Origin of the sequence: Allopontixanthobacter sediminis (genome assembly GCF_009828115.1) — a bacterium.
In the GTDB taxonomy this organism is placed as follows: domain Bacteria; phylum Pseudomonadota; class Alphaproteobacteria; order Sphingomonadales; family Sphingomonadaceae; genus Allopontixanthobacter; species Allopontixanthobacter sediminis.
The window spans coordinates 813,942-832,427 of record NZ_WTYL01000001.1; the positions used below are offsets into that span (position 1 = coordinate 813,942).

The following is an 18,486-nucleotide window of genomic DNA, read 5'->3' on the forward strand; positions in this document are numbered from 1 at the left end:
CGTTTGTTTTTCCAGCTAACCGATCAATTTGCCCAATGATTGGGCCGTGAAATCAACCATGGGGACAACGCGCGCGTAATTCAACCGCGTCGGACCTATCACCCCCAGCACTCCGACCACCTTTCCCTCGCGGTCGCGGTACGGGGACGCGATAACGGAAGAACCCGAGAGTGCGAACAGGCGGTTTTCCGCCCCAATGAATATCCGGGTCGCATCGGCTTTCCTTGCCCGTTCGAGCAATTCGGCGACCGACTGCTTGTTTTCAAGATCGTCCAGCAATGAGCGAACCCGTTCGATGTCGCCCAACGCGGCCTCGTCGAGCAAGTTGGCCTGGCCGCGAATGATCAGCACCGGCCGCGCTGACGCATCGGCGCTCCATACCGCTAGCCCCCGCTCAACCAGGTCGCGGCTCACGAGATCGAGTTCTGAACGGCCCGAGTTAATTTCGGCGGTCATTGCGGCGGCGGCTTCGGCAAGGGTTCGCCCGGCAAGGCGCGCGGTGATGTAGTTGCTCGCCTGCTCCAGCGAACTGCTGGCGGCGGGCTCGGTCAATTCGAGTATCCGGTTTTCGATCTGGCCGTCCTCGCCGACCATCACCGCCAACGCCCGCGTCGGCGATAGCGGCACCAGGCTCATCTGCGCCAGACGTGGTTCGCGGGTCGGGACCATGACCATTCCGGCGGCGCCCGAAATGTCCGAGAGGATCGTGCTCGCCTGTTCCAGCGCTGCCTCGATCGGTCCGGGTTCGCCGAGGCGCTTCTCGATCGCGGCGCGTTCCTGCCGGGTTGGCTCGGCAACCTGCATCATGCCATCAACGAACAAGCGGAGCCCCGTTTCGGTCGGCATTCGCCCGGCACTGGTATGCGGCGCGGCGAGCAATCCGAGCATCTCGAGTTCCGCGAGGACCGAGCGAATCGAAGCCGGAGACAGATTGACCCGGCCCGCGCCCGCCAACGCTTTCGAACCCATCGGCTGCCCGCTGGAGATAAACCCCTCCACTACGAGACGGAAAATCTCGCGCGCGCGGTCGGTCAATTCGGTCACGGGGGTGTTCGACATCGACGCAATGTAGCGACTGCCCTTGCAGCCTCAAGCCTCTTGCGACTAACGCGGCCCCAAGATCATCTTCAAAGGAACAATAATGCGACCTTCAGGACGCGCGCCCGACGAAATGCGCGCCATCACCATCGAGACCGGTTTTACCAAGCACGCCGAAGGTTCCTGCCTCGTCAGCTTCGGCGATACCCGCGTACTGTGCACCGCCAGTGTCGAGCGGAACGTGCCGCCATGGATGCGCGGCAAGGGCGAAGGTTGGGTGACGGGCGAATATTCGATGCTGCCCCGCGCCACGCATACCCGCGGCAGCCGTGAAGCGGCACGCGGCAAGCAGAGCGGCAGGACGCAGGAAATCCAACGACTTATCGGACGCTCCTTGCGTTCCGTGGTAGATCTGCGGAAGCTCGGCGAACGGCAGATCACGCTCGATTGTGACGTCATCCAGGCCGATGGCGGCACCCGCACCGCGTCGATTTCCGGAGCATGGGTCGCCCTGAAGCTGGCCGTAAACGGTTTGATCGCGAGCGGCGACCTCAAGGTCGATCCGATCGAGAAGCAGGTCGCGGCGATCAGCTGCGGCATCTACAAGGGGACGCCCGTCCTCGATCTCGATTACGACGAAGACAGCAACGCCGATGCGGACGCGAATTTTGTCCTGATCAGCGGCGGCCACATCGCCGAGGTACAGGCAACGGCAGAAGGTGCGACTTACGACGAGGAAGGCCTTTTGCGCCTGCTACGCCTCGCGCGAATCGGTTGTGACGGCATCTTCGCCGCACAGCTCGACGCGGTGAAGTAAGGCGGCACGAACATGAAGCGCCTCGGTTCCGGTTCCTTGGTAATCGCCACCCATAATGCAGGCAAGCTGAAGGAAATCTCCGCCCTGCTTGGGCCGTACGGGGTAAACTGCCTGTCGGCGGGTTCATTAGGCTTGCCGGAACCGGCGGAGACCGGGACCACCTTCGTCCAGAACGCATTGATCAAGGCGCGCGCATCGGCGGAAGCATCGGGCATTGTCTCGCTAGCCGATGACAGCGGGCTGTCTGTTGCGGCGCTGGATGGCCGCCCGGGCGTCTACACCGCCGACTGGGCCGAGCGGCAATGGTTCGAAGGCAAGCCCGGTCGCGACTGGTACATGGCGATGGGCAAGGTCGAGGGGATGTTGTGCGAAGCCGGCCCCGAAACTCCGCGCGATGCGTGGTTCAGCTGCGTGCTGGCGCTGGCATGGCCTGACGGGGAAACAGCGGTGTACGAGGGCCGGGTCGACGGGTCCCTCACCTGGCCCCCTCGTGGTACGATGGGTTTCGGCTATGATCCCGTGTTCGTGCCGAGGGGTAGCGAGATAACATTCGCCGAACTCGATCCCGAAGAAAAACACCGTATCAGCCACCGCGCGGACGCTTTCGCCAAGCTGGTGACGGAGCAATTTGGTTAGTCAGCCAATTTGCTGGCCAATCCAGTTTCCGACCGGAAAATAGCGGCACACAAGGTAATCGTTGACGGCATCGCGCGACACGGCGCAGCCGACCTCCGTGGTGTCGTGCCAGATGATCTGAGTATAATGCGCGACATCCTGCCATTTCCCGGTGCGGGACACGTCTGGGAACCTGCCCGGACGGAAATTCTTCTTTTCGTCGATGAAGCCGCCGATCATGGTTTCGGCGCTATAATAGCCCGCCGTTCCCATCCACAGATTTTCGCCCGCCTTGTCGCGTTGTTCGAAGCTGGCATGTTCCAACCGGCCCCGCTTGGCGAGGAGGTCGGCCCATTCCTTCGCGTCATCGGCCAGCTTTGCATTCCATTGCAGCGGAACCGCGCCGACGCGGACACGCTCCGCATTATGCGCACGCAGTAACCGTTCGCCGAACTGGGTCGAGGGTCCTGTCGACTGCGCGGTGAGCGGTGCGGCCACAGCCGCAGCCGCAAGGATCGTGCTCCCCAGCACCGCAAATATCTGGTTCTTGGTCATGGACTGGGACCTTGACTCAGGGCTGTTAACAAGCGCTGAAAGAGACATGGCCCGAGCGTTATATATCCATTGGCCCTTCTGCCTCAAGAAGTGCCCGTATTGTGACTTCAACAGTCACGTCCGGGCCGGAGTCGATGTTGCAGCATGGCAGGCCGCGCTGCTCGCCGACATGCGTCACGAGGCAGGACTCGCATCGGGCGAGGCGCTCGAATCGATCTTTTTCGGCGGCGGCACCCCGTCACTGATGCCGCCGTCACTGGTGGGTGCACTGCTTGAAGAAGCCGAGCGTCTATGGGGTTTTGCCCCTGGAATAGAGATTACCTTGGAGGCCAACCCCTCCTCCGTCGAAGCCTCGAAATTTGCCGACCTGGCCGATGCCGGGGTGGGCCGCGTATCGCTCGGGCTCCAGTCGCTGGACAATGCAGCCCTCAAATTCCTCGGGCGACTGCACAGCGCCGAGGAAGGTCTTGCCGCATTGGAAGTGGCACAGAAGCAGTTCCGGCGGGTCAGCTTCGACCTGATCTATGCACTGCCGGGCCAATCGGTGGAGAACTGGCGCGGCGAATTGGAGCGGGCTCTTGGCTTCGGCACCGATCATTTATCGCTGTACCAGCTGACTATCGAACCGGGCACGCGGTTCGCAACTGACGTCCGCTGCGGAGCTTTTGCGCCGCTGGAGGACGATCCTGCAGCCGACCTGTTCGCCCTCACCCGTGAACTCACCGATGCGGCCGGCATTCCAGCTTACGAAATCAGCAACCATGCCCGGCCCGGCGAACAAAGCCGACATAACCTGACCTATTGGCGCTATCACGATTACTGCGGGATCGGACCGGGCGCGCATGGCCGGCGCGGCGGAGTTGCAACCGTGCGGCACAAGAAACCGGAAAACTTCCTTGCCGCGGTCTCCGCTGCGGGCAATCGGATATCCGAGAGCCGGGAGCTTGGATCGCGCGAACAGGCAGCGGAAGCGTTGTTGATGGGATTGCGATTGGCAGAGGGTGTCGACCTGGCCCGACTGTCCGCGCGGTTTGGCCTGCCTGCCGCAAGCATGATCGATGCGGACCGCCTGCGGCTGCTGACCGACTTGTCGCTGGTGTGGCAGAGGGGCGACAGAATTGGCGTAACCCCGTCGGGAATGCCGCTGCTCGATGCGCTACTCGGTGAGTTGGTAAGCGGCGAACTGGTGGCGGCATGACCGGGGCACCCAAGCCGGAAGACGCCTTGATCGAGCCGTGGCGTGAATATCTTGCGCAGAGTCGCCGCCGCTCCCCGCACACCGTCCGTGCTTATGTCGCAGCGGCGAAGCGACTGGTCGAGAACGCAGGACTTCGCGATTGGGGCCAGGCAGCGGCCATCGAGGGCGCCGGATTACGTTCGCAATTGGCAGCGCGCCGGGCGGAGGGCCTCGGAAATGCTTCGGCGGCGCGGGAATTGTCGGCGCTGAAAGCCTTTATCGCGTTCGCGCGCGACCAGGCGGGAATGGAAGGTAGTGCCGCACCGCGATTGCGCGGGCCGCGGGTCAAGAAAGGCCTACCCCGCCCGGTGACCCCCGACGAGGCGACAAACCTGGCTGCGATGGTGGCTTCCAGTTCTGCCGAGGACTGGATCGGCGCGCGTGACCGGGCGGTACTGCTATTGCTATACGGCGGCGGCCTGCGAATTGCCGAGGCGCTGTCCCTTACAGGCGGCGACGTTCCTCTGGGTCCGACCCTGTCCGTCACCGGCAAGGGCGGCAAGCAGCGGGTGGTGCCGATCCTCCCACTGGTGGCCGAGGCCGTTGCGGAATATGTCCGGCTGACCCCGTGGCCCGCCGGCAAGGCAGAACCGTTGTTCCGAGGCGCAAAAGGCGGCCCGCTTAGCCAGGGCATGGTCCAGAAATCGATGGCGCGGGCACGCGTGATCCTTGGCTTGCCGTCTACCGCGACACCGCACGCCTTGCGGCACAGTTTCGCGACACATCTGCTTGGCGCCGGAGCGGACCTGCGCAGCCTGCAGGAATTGCTCGGTCATGCCAGTCTCGGCAGCACGCAGATCTACACCAAAGTCGATGCCGCCGCGATGCTGGAGACTTATCGGGGCGCCCACCCACGGGAACGCGATTGACGCCCGACCGCTAGGCCGCAATTTAACGCTCCGCACGCGGCTTCCACCGGATAACTCGCCAGATATACGCGCCGAGCGTGAGCGCGATCAATCCGCCGACAATCCAGCCGAGCACATTTTCCGCTCCCGCTAACATCGACCCGGCCTTGATCAGGAGCACGTTCCAGATCGCCGCGCCGGAGAAGGTATACAGCAGGAAACGCCCCTTGTTCATATGCGCGAGGCCCGCGGGCAAGGAGATCAGCGTGCGGAAAAGCGGCAGGAAGCGCGCGAAGAACACCGTCCATTGCCCGCGCCGAAGGAAGAATGCGCTGGCGCGCTCCACATCATGCCATTCCACCGTGAGCCAACGGCCTCGCCGGTCCACGAAAGGCCGCAGCCGTTCGTAGCCCCAGGTGTCCCCGGCCCAATACCACGCATAATTTCCCAGCGTGGAGCCGATTGTCCCGGCAATCAGCAGGGGCCAGAACTCCATCTTCCCCTGCGATACCAGCAGGCCCCCGATCCCCATGATCACTTCGGAGGGCATCGGGGGAAAAATGTTCTCGAGCGCCATCAGGACGAGGATACCGAGGTAGCCTGCCTGTTCGATGGCGTTGATGATGAAAGATATCATTGGCGGGTTGCGTGCGCGAAATTCACCCCGCCGCGGCCAGTCGCCGCTCGATTGCGTTCCAGATCAGTCCGGGAGTGTCGGTCCCGTTGAATTTGTCGATTGCGACGATCCCCGTCGGCGATGTCACATTGATTTCCGTAAGCCATTTTCCGCCGATCACATCTATGCCGACAAAAACGAGCCCGCGCTTCTTCAGTTCCGGCCCCATCGCGGCGCAGATTTCCTCTTCCCGGGCGGTCAGCTCGGCTTTTTCCGCGTAGCCACCTTGCGCCAGGTTGGACCGGAACTCGCCCTCGCCGGGCTTCCGGTTGATCGCGCCCGTAAATTCCCCGTCGATCAGCACAATGCGCTTGTCCCCCAGTGCGACCTCGGGGATGAACGGCTGGACCATGTGCGGTTCGGGCCAGGTCTGGTTGAACACTTCGAACAGCGCGGAAAGATTGGTTCCGTCGGTGTCGATCTTGAAAATTGCCTTGCCGCCGTTTCCGTGCAGCGGCTTGACCACCACTGCTCCGTGTTCCTGATGGAACGCCTGCACATCTTCCATCTTTCGCGCGATCAGCGTCGGCGGCATGAAGCGCGCGTAATCGAGGACGAACATCTTTTCCGGTGCGTTACGGACGCTGGCTGGATCGTTGACCACCAGCGTCTGCCCTTCGAGCCGCTCGAGGATCAGGGTGGCGGTGATATAGCCGAGGTCGAACGGCGGATCCTGCCGCATGAGGATGACGTCAATATCGGTTGCGAGGTCGATCTTGCGCAATTCGCCCTTGGTGAAGTGATCGCCGGGGACGTTGTGGACCGTGACCGGCGCGGCCCAGGCGGTGATCTTCGAGTTTTCCCATGCGAGCGTGCGCACATCGTAATGCCAGACGCTGTAACCCCGGGCCTGCGCCGCAAGCATCAGGGCAAAACTGGAATCACCGGTAATGTTGATCGTTTCGATGGGATCCATCTGGACCGCTACACGCAAGGACATGGCACGCTACCTTCGATATTCATGCGTCGAGGCTGGGCTCCACACGGACAGAGAATTAACGACTGGCTAGCCGTTGGGGTCGGGTTGGCAGATCGACGGGTGTCAACATCTTGGCTGCCAGGCATTTACGATGTGGCGCGGTAAGGTCCGCGGCGCAAGGAGCAGCACGTCGATCCTGATATCTTCGCCGCTGGTCGCATATTCGTGAGCCACCGCCCCGACCGCAGCGGCCACGCGGCGCAAACGGTATTCATCAATTGCCAGATCCAGTTCGGCGGCGGTTCTGCGCCATTTGACTTCCACGAAGGCAATCATGCGGCCCCGCTTTGCGATCAGATCGATCTCGCCAAGCGGGGTCTTGCGGCGGCGCTCAAGAATCCGCCAGCCCTTAAGCTGAAGGTAAAGCGCAGCCTGCCTCTCGCCCTCCCGTCCGGCACTTTCGGCCCGCTGGCGTCTCACTGCCCCTTCAGTTCCATTGCGCGGGCATATAGCGCTTTCCGGTCAAGCCCGGTCACCTTCGCGACCTGCGCCGCCGCCTGGCTGGCTTTCATGGTGGTCAGCGCGTCTACCAGCAATGCATCGGCATCAACGGTATCGAAAACTGCCTCCACAGGCGGAGCGATCAACAGCACGATTTCGCCTTTCGGCGGATGCGCCGTGTAGTGCGCGGCCAATTCGTCGGGAGTACCGGTCCGGCATTCCTCGAACAGCTTGGTCAGTTCGCGGGCGACAGAAACTTCGCGGCCGGGAAGAATCGCCTCTATCGCGGCAAGGGACTTCACCAAACGCGGACCCGTTTCGTAGAATATAAGGGTCGCCTCGACCTTAGCGACATCGGCTAGCGCATCGTGCCGCGCCTTGTCCTTGACCGGCAGGAAGCCGGCGAACAGAAACCGGTCGTTGGGCAGGCCTGACAGCGTCAACCCGGCAATGAGCGCGCAGGCGCCCGGCAGACTGGTGATGGCAACCCCGGCGTCCCGCGCATCGCGCACAAGCCGGAAACCCGGGTCCGAAATAAGCGGCGTTCCGGCGTCGCTGACCAGCACCACCGCCTCCGTCCGCATCCGGTCCACCAGTCGGGCACGGTCGCGCGCTTCGCTGTGGTCGTTGTACCGCCACAGGGGTTTGGCGACGCCCAGGTGCTTGAGAAGCTTTCCGGTAACCCGCGTATCCTCGCACGCAATCCCGTCACACCGCGCCAGAACATCGACTGCACGCATTGTTATGTCTGCAAGATTGCCAATCGGGGTTGCGACTATATACAGCCCGGCTGATAAGGGTTCGGATTGGGGTTCGCGGTTCACGCGGGCACTCATGGACCAGCATGGCAGGGAGCGGCAAGCATGAAGCGCATCACACTGGATCGGCGCGCACTGATCGTAACGGCAGCAACGGTAGTTCTGGCGGGTTGCCAGATCGTTCCGAAGACGACCGGACCGAGCACCGCGCCCGATACCGGTCCGACCCCGATGCCGAGCGAAACCGCGCTTCCGAGCGACGACACGCGCCACCGAATCGCACTGCTGGTGCCGATGAGCGGAGACAACGGCGCAGTCGGCACGGCGATTGCCAACGCCGCCAACATGGCGCTGCTCGACACCAACGCGTCGAACCTGCGGATCACCACTTACGACACCGCGAGCGGAGCGCGGAGCGCGGCCGCGCGCGCAGTTGCTGACGGCAACAAGCTGATCCTCGGCCCCTTGATGGCGGACAATGTTCCCGCCGTGAACGCAGAAGCGCGGCCGGCAAAGGTCCCGATGATCACCTTTTCCAACGACGTCAGCGTGGCGTCCGCCGATACTTTCGTGATGGGCCACGTACCCGGCCAGTCGATCACCCGGACTGTCAATTATGCCCGGCAGAACGGACGCTCCAGCTTTGCGGCCATCATTCCCGAGGGTGAATACGGCCAGCGCGCCGAACTGGCGCTCAACAGCGCGGTGCAGGCGAACGGCGGCAGGGTAGTCGCGGCGGAACGTTACAGCCGCGGCAATACTTCGATTGTCAGCGCGGCCCAGAGGCTGAAGGCGCGCGGCGGCTACGACACCGTGCTCATCGCGGACGGATCGCGGCTCGCAGCCTTGGCAGCGGGCGAACTCAAGCCCGGCGGCCGGGGCGAAGCGCTACTGCTCGGCACCGAATTGTGGAGCGGGGATGCCGGACTGACGCGCACTTCAGCGCTGCGGGGTTCGCTGTTCTCGGCGGTTTCCGATGCACGGTTCAAACGCTTTGCCGACAGCTACAAGACTCGGTTCGGGGCGCAGCCCTACCGGATATCGACCCTTGGTTACGACGCGGTCCTGCTGACCCTCAACGTCGCCAAGGACTGGCGCGTTGGGCGCAGTTTCCCGGTTTCCGCGTTGCGTGATCCGGGCGGCTTTCTCGGGCTCGACGGTCCGTTCCGCTTCCAGCGTTCAGGCGTGATCGAACGGTCGATGGAGGTGCGCGAGGTGCGCGACGGGGATATTGTGGTGGTATCGCCGGCGCCGACCACCTTCGGCGGCTGACGATAAACGCGAGGCGCTGCTTGTCGGCGGCGCTCGGCGGCGCTTATAGCCGCGACCATGACTGACGATCTTTTTGACGGTACGCCCGCTTCCAGCGGCGATTACAACGCCTCCTCGATCGAGGTGCTGGAAGGGCTGGAACCCGTTCGCCGCCGCCCGGGCATGTATATCGGCGGGACGGACGACCGCGCGCTGCATCACCTCGCCGCCGAAGTCATCGACAACGCGATGGACGAGGCAGTTGCCGGCCATGCTACGCGGATCGAGGTCTCGCTGGAGGAGGGCAACCGGCTGAGCGTGTCGGACAACGGCCGCGGTATCCCGGTGGAAGAACACCCGAAATACCCCGGCAAGTCGACGCTGGAAGTGATCCTTTCGACGCTCCATTCGGGCGGCAAGTTTTCCGGCAAAGCCTATGCTACCAGCGGCGGGCTGCACGGCGTCGGGGTCAGCGTCGTCAATGCCCTGTCGTCCGATACGCGGGTGGAAGTGGCGCGCGACCGGCAGCTATACGCGCAGAATTTCGCGCGCGGGCTGACGCTTGGTCCCATCGAGAAATTGGGGCCGACACCGAACCGCCGGGGCACCACTGTCAGCTTTACCCCCGACACGGAAATTTTCGGAGACCGGCAGTTTACGCCCAAGCGGCTGTTCAAGCTTGCCCGGTCGAAAGCGTATTTGTTCGCTGGGGTCGAAATCCGCTGGAAATGCGCTGGCTCGCTCGTCAGCGACGATGTGCCAGCCGAAGCGACCTTCAAGTTTCCCGGCGGGCTGTCGGACCATCTTGCGGAGCAGATTGGTGGACGCGAATGCGTAACAGCGCAGCCTTTCGCAGGTAGTCAGGAATTTCCTGCGAACGAAGCGGGCGACATCATGGGCCGCGCCGAATGGGCGATCGCATGGCCGCTTTATTCCGACGGATCGTTCAGCTGGTACTGCAACACCGTGCCCACGCCCGATGGCGGCACCCACGAACAGGGACTTCGCGGAGCGCTCACCAAGGGGCTGCGCGCATTTGGCGAGCTGATCGGCCAGAAGAAGGCGAAGGACATTACCGCCGACGACGTCATGACCGGCGGCGAAATGATGCTGTCGGTGTTCATCCGCGACCCGCAGTTCCAGAGCCAGACGAAGGACCGCCTCACCAGCCCCGAAGCCGCCCGCCTGGTGGAAAACGCCATGCGCGACCATTTCGATCACTTCCTTTCCGACAACATGGAGCGCGGCAAGGCTCTGCTCGGCGAGGTCATGGAACGGATGGACGAACGCTTGCGCCGCAAGCAGGAACGCGACATCAAGCGCAAGACCGCGACCAATTCCAAGAAGCTGCGCCTGCCCGGTAAGCTGACAGATTGTTCGGGCGACGGCAAGGGCGAGACCGAGCTGTTCATCGTCGAAGGCGATTCCGCGGGCGGCAGCGCGAAACAGGCGCGCAACCGCAAGACGCAGGCGATCCTCCCCATCCGCGGGAAGATCCTCAACGTGGCGAGCGCGACGATGGACAAGATTCGGGCCAACAGCGAAATCGCCGACCTGACGCTGGCGCTGGGCTGCGGCACCCGCAAGGATTGCGACGCAGACAACCTGCGCTACGACCGGATCGTTATCATGACCGACGCCGATGTCGACGGCGCACATATCGCCACGCTGCTGATGACGTTCTTCTTCCAGGAAATGCCTGACCTCGTGCGCAAGGGGCACCTGTATTTGGCGCAGCCGCCGCTCTACCGGCTGACCGCCGGCAAGGAAAGCCGCTACGCTCGCGACGATGCTCACCGGACGGAGCTGGAAAACACCGTGTTCAAGGGCAAGAAGGTCGAGGTCGGTCGGTTCAAGGGGCTCGGGGAGATGAACCCCAACCAGTTGCGCGAAACCACCATGGACCCGGCTACGCGCAACCTGATCCGTATTACCATCCCACCCGAATTCGAACAGCGTGCGGCGGTGAAGGAACTGGTCGATCAACTCATGGGCCGGAACCCGGAACACCGGTTCAATTTCATCCAGAACCGGGCGGGCGAACTCGACCGGGACTTGATCGACGCTTGAGGAATTTCGGGCGCGTTGTAAGAAATTCCGCTCGTGGTCCACTAAAGGGGCATGACCGCACAGCAGGAACACCTCTATCGCCAGGCCGAAGCCCAGTTTGCGCCGGCGATCGCGCGGCTTGCCCACGCGATGGAGCGCCAGCCCGATCGCGCTGCGGATCTGATGCAGGATATCCATTTCGAACTGTGGCGCAGTTTCGCCCGCTTCGAAGGGCAGTGTTCACTCAGCACCTGGGTTTACCGGATCGCGCATAACGTCGCCGCCGATCATGTCGGCGCCGCAACCCGGCTGCCAAAAACCATTCCGCTGGACCAGATCGAAACGCTGCCAGCGCCGCATGACGCCGAGCGCGGTCATGCCGAAAATCACGCAATGTCACGGGTGCACGAATTGCTCCGCCAAGTCGCGCCCCTCGATGCCCAAGTGATCCTGTTGTGGCTGGAAGGGCAGACTGGCGCGGAGATCGCCGAGATCACCGGACTGAACAGCAACGCCGTGGCGGTCCGCACCCACCGCGCCAAGGCGTTGATCGCCAAGGCCTTCGAAGAACCGCAAACCGTTGGAATTGCCCATGACTAACCCTCCCTTCCTGCAGTGGACCGACCAGAGCCAGGATGCGCAGTTTGTCCTGCCCGGCACGTTCGCCGCGAAATCCTCGCGTCTCGAAACCACTGTCCGCCGCCGCAACGCATTGGAATATGGCGTCGGCCTGTTCTGCATCGCGGCGTTTGGCTGGGTTGCATGGCTGACCGCATCGGCCGGTGCATTGCTGATGTCCGCAGGCTGGATCGTGCTGATCATCGGCGTGATCGTGGTGCTTGCAAACCTGACGCGGATTGCGTCGAACCTCGAACGTCGGCCCGAACTCGACTGCCGTAGCCACCTGCGGGCGCAGCTGGTGCGTCAGAAGCAGGCGCTCAATTCCGTCACATCGTGGTATCTGGCGCCGTTAGTCCCGGGCATGGTCCTGGTTCTCGGAGCTGCTGCGGCGCAGGTGGCCGGCGAAATAGGCTGGCTGAAGGCATTGGCGGGCACCGCGCCGTCTGCAATGTTCGTCGTTCTGGTGTTTGGCGCAGTTCGCTGGCTCAACCACCGTGCAGCCCGCAAACTCGTAGCTGAAATCGATCGGCTCGACGCCCTTGAATGAGCCCCTGCCGAAGCCGCAAAGTTCAGTCTTTTCGTTGACCCAAAGGGAGATTACTTCATGCGTACCTTGATGACCGCCCTGGCACTTTCCGCCGCAGCCATCACAATTCAGCCCGCATTCGCCCAGGAGACGGAGGTACAAGTGCCGGAGACCGTATTCCAGCAGCGTTCGGAGGACGTCATTTCCGTACTGCGCGGCGAAATGCCTGCGGCCGATGTGTTCGCCGCTGGATTTCTTGCCGCCGTGCCTGCCGAACAGCTGACGGCGCTGATGACACAGATGGAGGCGCAGTTCGGGCCGCTGGCGGGCCTCGAGGAAGCAAAGGAGCAAAGCGGCACCAGCGGCATCATCGCACTAAGGTTCGAAAAGGCACTGGTGCGGGGGCCCCTGACACTCGATTCGACGCCCGACAACAAGGTGATCGGATTGTTGCTCAACGACATCCAGCCGCTTAACGATTCGGTCGCGGCAATCACGGCGGACATCGAAGCGCTGCCCGGTGATGTGTCGGTCCTCTATGCTCCGCTGGAGGGCGGTAGCAATCCGATCCTGTCGGTCGATCCAGACCGGCAGATGGCCATCGGGTCCACCTTCAAACTCTACATCCTCGCCGCGTTGGCGCGCCAGGTCGCGGCAGGGGAGCGCAGCTGGGCGGACGTGGTCACGCTCGACCGCAAATCCCTTCCAAGCGGCCAGATGCAGAACTGGCCCGAGGGATCGCCGGTAACCCTGCACACTCTGGCGACGATGATGATCTCGATCAGCGACAACACGGCGACTGACATCCTGCTCCATACAGTCGGGCGCGATGCCGTCGAGGCGGAACTGGTCCAGAGCGGCCATTCCGACCCGGCCCGCGCCCTGCCCTTCCTTAGCACGCTGGAGACGTTCGGCCTGAAAGGAAGCCCAGAGAACCTTGCCAAATACGTAGGTGCCGGAGAGGATGGAAAACGCAGGATACTGGCCGATTTCGAGGATGACGTCGTTGGCCGGCCGGACCGGATATCTCCGCCGCGATTCACCGAGCCGACGGCAATCGATACGGTCGAGTGGTTCGCCAGTGGGGAAGATCTGCGAAAGCTCATGCAACGGATTGCGGACCTGCCCGATCCCACCGCCCGCAAGATCATTTCGGTCAACCAGGCAATGCCCAAGACCCGGCGTGAAGAGTGGCAATACGTTGGCTACAAGGGCGGATCGGAACCCGGCGTGCTCAACCTGACATGGCTGCTGCAAGACGATGCCGACAAATGGTACATCCTGGCGATGAGCTGGAACAATCCCGCAGCCGAAGTGACGGCGACCGACTTCGAAATGCTTGCCCAACGGATACTTCCGCTCCGGAGGTGATGCGCCAAAACAGGTTGCCGCTACGGTATCGGGGACTGGTAGCGTATTCGCTGGTCAGACACCCGGTCCCGCCCCGGCGCTGCGCGCGGCCCTCCCCTTGCCCTTTACGGAAACCCGCCCTAACCCGTGCGAAACTTGATACGACACAGGAAAATTCATGACTGACCAGACCGCAGGGCGTTTTGAAGGCACCCAATCCTACATCGCGACCGAAGATCTCAAAGTAGCCGTCAACGCGGCGGTGACCCTGCGGCGCCCGCTGCTGGTCAAGGGTGAACCCGGCACCGGCAAGACGGTGCTGGCGCATGAAGTCGCGAAGGCGATGGGTGCACCGTTGATCGAATGGAATATCAAGTCGACCACCAAGGCGCAGCAGGGCCTATACGAATATGACGCGGTCGCGCGGTTGCGTGATGGCCAGCTCGGCGAAGAGCGGGTCCACGACATTTCGAACTACATCAAAAAGGGCAAGCTTTGGGAGGCGTTCACCAGCCCTGAACTGCCGGTGCTGCTGATCGACGAGATCGACAAGGCCGACATCGAGTTTCCGAACGATTTGCTGCAGGAACTCGACCGGATGAGCTTCGACGTTTATGAAACGAAGGAGCGGATCGAGGCGAAGGATCGCCCGATCATGATCATCACTTCGAACAATGAAAAGGAACTGCCGGACGCCTTCCTCCGGCGCTGTTTCTTCCATTACATCAAGTTTCCTGACCGCGACACGATGCGGGAAATCATCGACGTTCACTTCCCCGATATCCAGAAAATCCTCGTCTCCAAGGCGATGGATATCTTCTACGAAATCCGCGAAGTTCCGGGTCTCAAGAAGAAGCCCAGCACATCGGAGCTGCTCGATTGGCTCAAGCTGCTGCTGAACGAGGATATGCCGCTGGAAGTTCTGCAGGACCGCGATCCGGCCAAGGCGATCCCGCCGATGCACGGCGCGCTGCTGAAAAACGAGCAGGACGTGATGCTGTTCGAACGGCTTGCCTTCATGGCCCGCCGTCAGGGCGGTTAGGCGCCAACCAAGCTCAGAGGATCAATCCTCGAACGAATAGGCCAGTTCGAAATCGCCCCAGCGCCGTCCGTTGATGACCAGCGGCACATAGACGTTGCGAACCACCTGATACTGCTGGCCGTCACCTTCCTGCCGGTAGACCGCCATCATGTAGGGTGCATTGCTCCGCTTCGCCTTCTGGTCGAGCGGGTCGAACAGGATCCGGCCGTTGCGGCAAAATTCGGTATCGTGAGCGAGATCGCCGGTAGGTTGGCGCGATCGGGAGGTGACGTGGGTGGGCAGGTAGCCCTTCATGTCGGCCTGCGAACACATCCGGATCGGTGCGCCTTGCGCTGAGATACGGTCGAGCACCGGACGCCAGTTCTGGTCAGCCCAGTCGCTCAGGCCAGTACGATAGCGCAGCGGATTGCTGCCCGCGACGCTGCGGTAATTCTGGTCGAACAAGGCATTTTCCGACAGTTTCCCGTCGGCCAGAGCGGATTCGGCCCGCTCGGCGATTTCTTTCGCCACGGCTTGCGCACGCAGGACCATTTCGCTGTCCTTGGGCGAGAGCCCGGCCTTCACGATCCCGTCGAACATTTCGCTGGCAGTCAGTTCCAGTTCGTTCATCCGTCGGTGTGCGGTTTCCAGCTGGTCTTCGTTGTGCCGTGCCGCCGCATCGAAGCTCTCGAGCACATCCTGCACCCGGTGCACATGGCCGCTGATGGTGCTGGTCGACCGCGCGATCTGATCGTTCTGGCGGTCCACTTCCTCGACCAGTTCCGCAACGCCGTTGATCGTCTGTTCGATCTGGACGACCGAGTTCTTCGCGTCGCGGCTTGCCTCGGCCCCGCTTTCGATCTGGGCGATGACGCGTCCCGCTTCTCCGCCGAGCGCGTCGATAGTGCGTCCGATTTCCTCGGTCGCCTTGCGGGTGTCGTTGGCGAGGCCTTTGACCTCGCTGGCCACCACCGCGAACGTCCGTCCTGCGTCACCGGCCCGCATGGCTTCGATGGTGGCGTTAAGCGCAAGAATGTTGGTCGTTTCCGCAATCTGGTCGATGTCCTGCGCGCAGCGGCGCACTTGTTCCATTGCCGCGGCGAAACCGGTGACATGCTGGGACAGCGTGTCCACCAGGTCGAGCAGGTCGGAAATGCGCCCGAGCGAGGTCTGGATCATCTCCGTCCCCTGCCCCAGCCGCTCGATCGCGCGTTCGGACAGCAGGCGTGCTTCGTCGCTGGCTTCGGAGACCTTGCGCTGGTCCGCTTCGAGTTCGGCGACGGTGCCCTGCAACGCGCCATGTTCGGCCCGCAGTTTTTCCGAAGACTGGATCACCGACTGGACGATCCCGGCCACGTCGGAACACCCGACGGTCACTTCGCCGCAGCTTTCCGGTATCAGGTCGATCGATCCCGGAAGAACGTTGCCGAAAGTGTCATGCTTCATTGATTGCGACCCTTGATCAGTGTGCAGCGGCAGTAACCGGATCATCGTTACGATCGCCTTAAGATTGATCTGGGCGAACATTTTGTGCTGCCGCCCTGGCGAGCTTTCGTGCTTAGTATGCCGGCGATCCACCAACCTGCGCGGAAATGCCAATGCTCCGGACAAATACCGCCTCCCAAACTATCCCCGCGGCCACCCGCTTTGCCGGGATTCGTGTGGGGCTGGAAACATTTGCGCCCCCGCCCGGCTGGCCCTCCTGGATCTACGAATTCCTGCTGTTCGGTTTCAAACAGGCGTGGGCCTGCCTGTTTGGCGGGCTGATGCTGGCGCTGCTGATGGCCACGCACCTGTTTTACCCCGATGACGCCGCGTTGCCCCGATACGATTTCCTGACTTTGGCCGCACTGGCGATACAGGCCGCGATGCTGCTTTTCCGCTTGGAGACCCTGAGTGAGGCGAAGGTTATCCTGGCATTCCACGTGGTCGGCACGGTAATGGAAGTGTTCAAGACCTATGCCGGTTCGTGGGAATATCCAGAGGCCAGTTATCTGCGGATCGGCGATGTTCCGCTATTTTCCGGCTTCATGTACGCCGCCGTCGGCAGCTACATTGCCCGGGTATGGCGGATTTTCGATTTTCGCTACACCGCCTATCCGCCGCCATGGATGACCTACGCCTTGGCCGCGGCGATCTACGTCAATTTCTTCGCGCATCATTACCTTGTAGACGTTCGCCTGGCCCTGTTTGCAGTGCTTGGCGCGCTGCACATGCGCACGCGGGTTTATTTTCGTGTTTGGCAAAGTGACCGGTGGATGCCGTTGCTGCTGGGCTGGTTCCTGGTGGCAGCGTTCATCTGGCTGGCGGAGAACATCGCAACGTTTGCGCGCGCCTGGACCTATCCCGACCAGGCCGATGGCTGGGCGATGGTGTCCTACGGCAAACTCGGCGCGTGGTACCTGCTGATGTACATATCGTTCGTATTGGTCTCGGCGGGGCACCGGGTACACCGGCCGGCCGCCAACACCCCTCTGGCGCCGGAGCCGGAGGCGGGTTAGGGACTGGCCATGTTTTTCGATTTTGTAGACGAGCTGCGCGCCGCGGGGATCAAGGCTTCCTTCAAGGAACACCTGACGCTGCTGGAAGCGCTGGACAAGGATGTCATCGAGCAGACGCCCGAAGCGTTCTATTACCTCAGCCGCGCCACGTTCGTGAAGGACGAAGGCCTGCTCGACCGGTTCGATCAGGTGTTCAACAAGGTCTTCAAGGGCATCATCAGCGACTACGGCCAGGACCCCGTCGACGTGCCCGAGGATTGGCTGAAGGCCGTTGCCGAAAAATTCCTGTCGCCGGAAGAAATGGAAGCGATCAAGGCGCTCGGCGATTGGGATGAGATCATGGAGACGCTCAAGAAGCGGCTCGAAGAACAGGAAAAGCGGCACCAGGGCGGCAACAAATGGGTCGGCACCGGGGGTACCAGCCCGTTCGGCAATTCCGGCTACAATCCTGAAGGCGTGCGGATCGGCGGCGAAAGCAAGCACAAGCGGGCGATCAAGGTGTGGGAGAAGCGCGACTTCAAGAACCTCGACAACACCCGCGAACTCGGCACCCGCAATATCAAGATGGCGCTACGCCGATTGCGCCGTTTCGCCCGTGAAGGTTCCGCGGATGAGCTGGATCTCGACGCGACGATCGAAGGCACTGCGAAGCAGGGCTGGCTCGATATCCATATGCGCCCCGAACGGCACAATGCGGTCAAGTTGCTGCTGTTCCTCGATGTCGGCGGATCGATGGACCCGTTCATCAAGACGGTAGAAGAATTGTTCAGTGCGGCGAATAGCGAATTCAAAAACCTGGAATTCTTCTATTTCCACAACTGCCTGTATGAAGGCGTGTGGAAGGATAACCGCCGCCGCTGGGCGGAGCGGACCAAGACCTGGGACATCCTTCACAAGTACGGCCACGACTACAAGATCATCTTCGTGGGCGATGCCGCGATGAGCCCTTACGAAATCACCCACCAGGGTGGCAGCGTCGAACACATGAACGAGGAATCCGGCGCCGTATGGATGAAACGGGTGACTAACACCTATCCCGCGACGGTTTGGCTGAACCCGGTACCGGAAAACCAGTGGAACTACTCGCAATCGACCAAGATGCTGAAGCAACTGGTCGAAGACCGGATGTATCCGCTGACGCTCGATGGACTGGACGATGCCATGAGGGAACTGAGCCGGAAGGCTGGGTAGAACGGAAGTAGC

The 18,486-nt window shown here is 62.1% G+C and carries 19 protein-coding genes; 12 read left to right on the forward strand and 7 right to left on the reverse strand.

Annotated features, from left to right (window positions below; genetic code table 11):
• Positions 1-15 precede the first annotated feature (15 nt).
• Positions 16-1,059: a heat-inducible transcriptional repressor HrcA gene (gene hrcA / locus GRI65_RS04090; protein ID WP_160755221.1), complete on the reverse strand. Its 1,044-nt coding sequence runs from the start codon at positions 1,057-1,059 to the stop codon at positions 16-18.
• Positions 1,060-1,141: 82 nt separating this feature from the next.
• On the opposite strand from hrcA, the gene rph reads away from it, so the two are divergent.
• Together rph and rdgB are read left to right on the forward strand one after the other, a co-directional pair.
• Positions 1,142-1,855, forward strand: a complete 714-nt coding sequence (gene rph, locus GRI65_RS04095) for a ribonuclease PH (RefSeq protein WP_160755222.1) — start codon at positions 1,142-1,144, stop codon at positions 1,853-1,855.
• A gap of 12 nt (positions 1,856-1,867) precedes the next feature.
• Positions 1,868-2,491, forward strand: a complete 624-nt coding sequence (gene rdgB / locus GRI65_RS04100) for an RdgB/HAM1 family non-canonical purine NTP pyrophosphatase (protein WP_160755223.1) — start codon at positions 1,868-1,870, stop codon at positions 2,489-2,491.
• Here rdgB and GRI65_RS04105 read toward each other — a convergent pair whose 3' ends face one another.
• Positions 2,492-3,025, reverse strand: a complete 534-nt coding sequence (locus tag GRI65_RS04105; protein WP_160755224.1) for a CAP domain-containing protein — start codon at positions 3,023-3,025, stop codon at positions 2,492-2,494.
• A gap of 46 nt (positions 3,026-3,071) precedes the next feature.
• Between GRI65_RS04105 and hemW the strand changes: the two genes are divergently transcribed.
• Both hemW and GRI65_RS04115 read left to right on the forward strand, forming a co-directional pair.
• Positions 3,072-4,223 carry a radical SAM family heme chaperone HemW gene (gene hemW / locus GRI65_RS04110; protein ID WP_160755225.1) on the forward strand — a complete coding sequence of 384 codons (1,152 nt, stop codon included), beginning with the start codon at positions 3,072-3,074 and terminating at the stop codon, positions 4,221-4,223.
• Positions 4,220-5,131 carry a tyrosine recombinase XerC gene (locus GRI65_RS04115; RefSeq protein ID WP_160755226.1) on the forward strand — a complete coding sequence of 304 codons (912 nt, stop codon included), beginning with the start codon at positions 4,220-4,222 and terminating at the stop codon, positions 5,129-5,131. Before hemW ends, GRI65_RS04115 begins: the two co-directional genes overlap by 4 nt.
• Before the next feature lie 22 nt (positions 5,132-5,153).
• Here the strand turns inward: GRI65_RS04115 and GRI65_RS04120 are convergent, their stop codons facing one another.
• The 4 genes from GRI65_RS04120 to rsmI form a co-directional block, all read right to left on the reverse strand.
• Positions 5,154-5,747, reverse strand: coding sequence for a DedA family protein (locus tag GRI65_RS04120; RefSeq protein WP_160755227.1), 594 nt, complete (start codon positions 5,745-5,747; stop codon positions 5,154-5,156).
• A 22-nt stretch (positions 5,748-5,769) separates the two neighbouring features.
• Positions 5,770-6,726, reverse strand: coding sequence for a glutathione synthase (gene gshB, locus GRI65_RS04125; protein WP_160755228.1), 957 nt, complete (start codon positions 6,724-6,726; stop codon positions 5,770-5,772).
• Positions 6,727-6,828: 102 nt separating this feature from the next.
• Positions 6,829-7,185, reverse strand: coding sequence for a YraN family protein (locus GRI65_RS04130; protein ID WP_160755229.1), 357 nt, complete (start codon positions 7,183-7,185; stop codon positions 6,829-6,831).
• Positions 7,182-8,042 carry a 16S rRNA (cytidine(1402)-2'-O)-methyltransferase gene (gene rsmI, locus GRI65_RS04135; protein WP_160755230.1) on the reverse strand — a complete coding sequence of 287 codons (861 nt, stop codon included), beginning with the start codon at positions 8,040-8,042 and terminating at the stop codon, positions 7,182-7,184. The genes GRI65_RS04130 and rsmI overlap by 4 nt, the downstream gene beginning before the upstream one ends.
• Before the next feature lie 27 nt (positions 8,043-8,069).
• On the opposite strand from rsmI, the gene GRI65_RS04140 reads away from it, so the two are divergent.
• The 6 genes from GRI65_RS04140 to GRI65_RS04165 all read left to right on the forward strand — a co-directional run bounded on the left by GRI65_RS04140 (position 8,070) and on the right by GRI65_RS04165 (position 14,803).
• Positions 8,070-9,236 (forward strand): penicillin-binding protein activator, encoded by a 1,167-nt coding sequence (locus GRI65_RS04140; RefSeq protein ID WP_160755231.1) that lies wholly within the window; start codon positions 8,070-8,072, stop codon positions 9,234-9,236.
• A gap of 57 nt (positions 9,237-9,293) precedes the next feature.
• Positions 9,294-11,285 carry a DNA topoisomerase IV subunit B gene (gene parE / locus GRI65_RS04145; RefSeq protein WP_160755232.1) on the forward strand — a complete coding sequence of 664 codons (1,992 nt, stop codon included), beginning with the start codon at positions 9,294-9,296 and terminating at the stop codon, positions 11,283-11,285.
• Between the two features lie 51 nt (positions 11,286-11,336).
• Positions 11,337-11,864 carry an RNA polymerase sigma factor gene (locus tag GRI65_RS04150; protein WP_160755233.1) on the forward strand — a complete coding sequence of 176 codons (528 nt, stop codon included), beginning with the start codon at positions 11,337-11,339 and terminating at the stop codon, positions 11,862-11,864.
• On the forward strand, positions 11,857-12,432 hold the full coding sequence (locus GRI65_RS04155) for a hypothetical protein (protein ID WP_160755234.1): 576 nt from the start codon (positions 11,857-11,859) through the stop codon (positions 12,430-12,432). The genes GRI65_RS04150 and GRI65_RS04155 overlap by 8 nt, the downstream gene beginning before the upstream one ends.
• Before the next feature lie 69 nt (positions 12,433-12,501).
• Positions 12,502-13,782: a serine hydrolase gene (locus tag GRI65_RS04160; RefSeq protein ID WP_160755235.1), complete on the forward strand. Its 1,281-nt coding sequence runs from the start codon at positions 12,502-12,504 to the stop codon at positions 13,780-13,782.
• Positions 13,783-13,939: 157 nt separating this feature from the next.
• A complete protein-coding gene (locus GRI65_RS04165) occupies positions 13,940-14,803 on the forward strand; it encodes an AAA family ATPase (RefSeq protein ID WP_160755236.1) in 864 nt (287 codons plus the stop codon).
• A 21-nt stretch (positions 14,804-14,824) separates the two neighbouring features.
• Here the strand turns inward: GRI65_RS04165 and GRI65_RS04170 are convergent, their stop codons facing one another.
• Positions 14,825-16,228, reverse strand: coding sequence for a methyl-accepting chemotaxis protein (locus tag GRI65_RS04170; RefSeq protein WP_160755237.1), 1,404 nt, complete (start codon positions 16,226-16,228; stop codon positions 14,825-14,827).
• A 152-nt stretch (positions 16,229-16,380) separates the two neighbouring features.
• Here GRI65_RS04170 and GRI65_RS04175 point away from each other — a divergent pair, with 152 nt between their 5' ends.
• Complete coding sequence (locus GRI65_RS04175) at positions 16,381-17,283, forward strand: DUF817 domain-containing protein (RefSeq protein ID WP_160755238.1); 903 nt, start codon at positions 16,381-16,383, stop codon at positions 17,281-17,283.
• A 9-nt stretch (positions 17,284-17,292) separates the two neighbouring features.
• Positions 17,293-18,474: a vWA domain-containing protein gene (locus GRI65_RS04180; RefSeq protein ID WP_160755239.1), complete on the forward strand. Its 1,182-nt coding sequence runs from the start codon at positions 17,293-17,295 to the stop codon at positions 18,472-18,474.
• Positions 18,475-18,486 lie beyond the last annotated feature (12 nt).

Excerpts from the sequence above, each read along its gene's own strand:
- GRI65_RS04180 (WP_160755239.1), top strand. The coding sequence starts at position 17,293 with ATGTTTTTCGATTTTGTAGACGAGCTGCGCGCCGCGGGGATCAAGGCT.
- GRI65_RS04175 (WP_160755238.1), top strand. The coding sequence starts at position 16,381 with ATGCTCCGGACAAATACCGCCTCCCAAACTATCCCCGCGGCCACCCGC.
- gshB (WP_160755228.1), bottom strand. The coding sequence starts at position 6,726 with ATGTCCTTGCGTGTAGCGGTCCAGATGGATCCCATCGAAACGATCAAC.
- hemW (WP_160755225.1), top strand. The coding sequence starts at position 3,072 with ATGGCCCGAGCGTTATATATCCATTGGCCCTTCTGCCTCAAGAAGTGC.
- GRI65_RS04105 (WP_160755224.1), bottom strand. The coding sequence starts at position 3,025 with ATGACCAAGAACCAGATATTTGCGGTGCTGGGGAGCACGATCCTTGCG.
- GRI65_RS04120 (WP_160755227.1), bottom strand. The coding sequence starts at position 5,747 with ATGATATCTTTCATCATCAACGCCATCGAACAGGCAGGCTACCTCGGT.
- hrcA (WP_160755221.1), bottom strand. The coding sequence starts at position 1,059 with ATGTCGAACACCCCCGTGACCGAATTGACCGACCGCGCGCGCGAGATT.
- GRI65_RS04170 (WP_160755237.1), bottom strand. The coding sequence starts at position 16,228 with ATGAAGCATGACACTTTCGGCAACGTTCTTCCGGGATCGATCGACCTG.
- parE (WP_160755232.1), top strand. The coding sequence starts at position 9,294 with ATGACTGACGATCTTTTTGACGGTACGCCCGCTTCCAGCGGCGATTAC.
- GRI65_RS04165 (WP_160755236.1), top strand. The coding sequence starts at position 13,940 with ATGACTGACCAGACCGCAGGGCGTTTTGAAGGCACCCAATCCTACATC.
- GRI65_RS04155 (WP_160755234.1), top strand. The coding sequence starts at position 11,857 with ATGACTAACCCTCCCTTCCTGCAGTGGACCGACCAGAGCCAGGATGCG.
- rph (WP_160755222.1), top strand. The coding sequence starts at position 1,142 with ATGCGACCTTCAGGACGCGCGCCCGACGAAATGCGCGCCATCACCATC.
- GRI65_RS04160 (WP_160755235.1), top strand. The coding sequence starts at position 12,502 with ATGACCGCCCTGGCACTTTCCGCCGCAGCCATCACAATTCAGCCCGCA.
- rdgB (WP_160755223.1), top strand. The coding sequence starts at position 1,868 with ATGAAGCGCCTCGGTTCCGGTTCCTTGGTAATCGCCACCCATAATGCA.
- GRI65_RS04150 (WP_160755233.1), top strand. The coding sequence starts at position 11,337 with ATGACCGCACAGCAGGAACACCTCTATCGCCAGGCCGAAGCCCAGTTT.
- rsmI (WP_160755230.1), bottom strand. The coding sequence starts at position 8,042 with ATGAGTGCCCGCGTGAACCGCGAACCCCAATCCGAACCCTTATCAGCC.
- GRI65_RS04140 (WP_160755231.1), top strand. The coding sequence starts at position 8,070 with ATGAAGCGCATCACACTGGATCGGCGCGCACTGATCGTAACGGCAGCA.
- GRI65_RS04115 (WP_160755226.1), top strand. The coding sequence starts at position 4,220 with ATGACCGGGGCACCCAAGCCGGAAGACGCCTTGATCGAGCCGTGGCGT.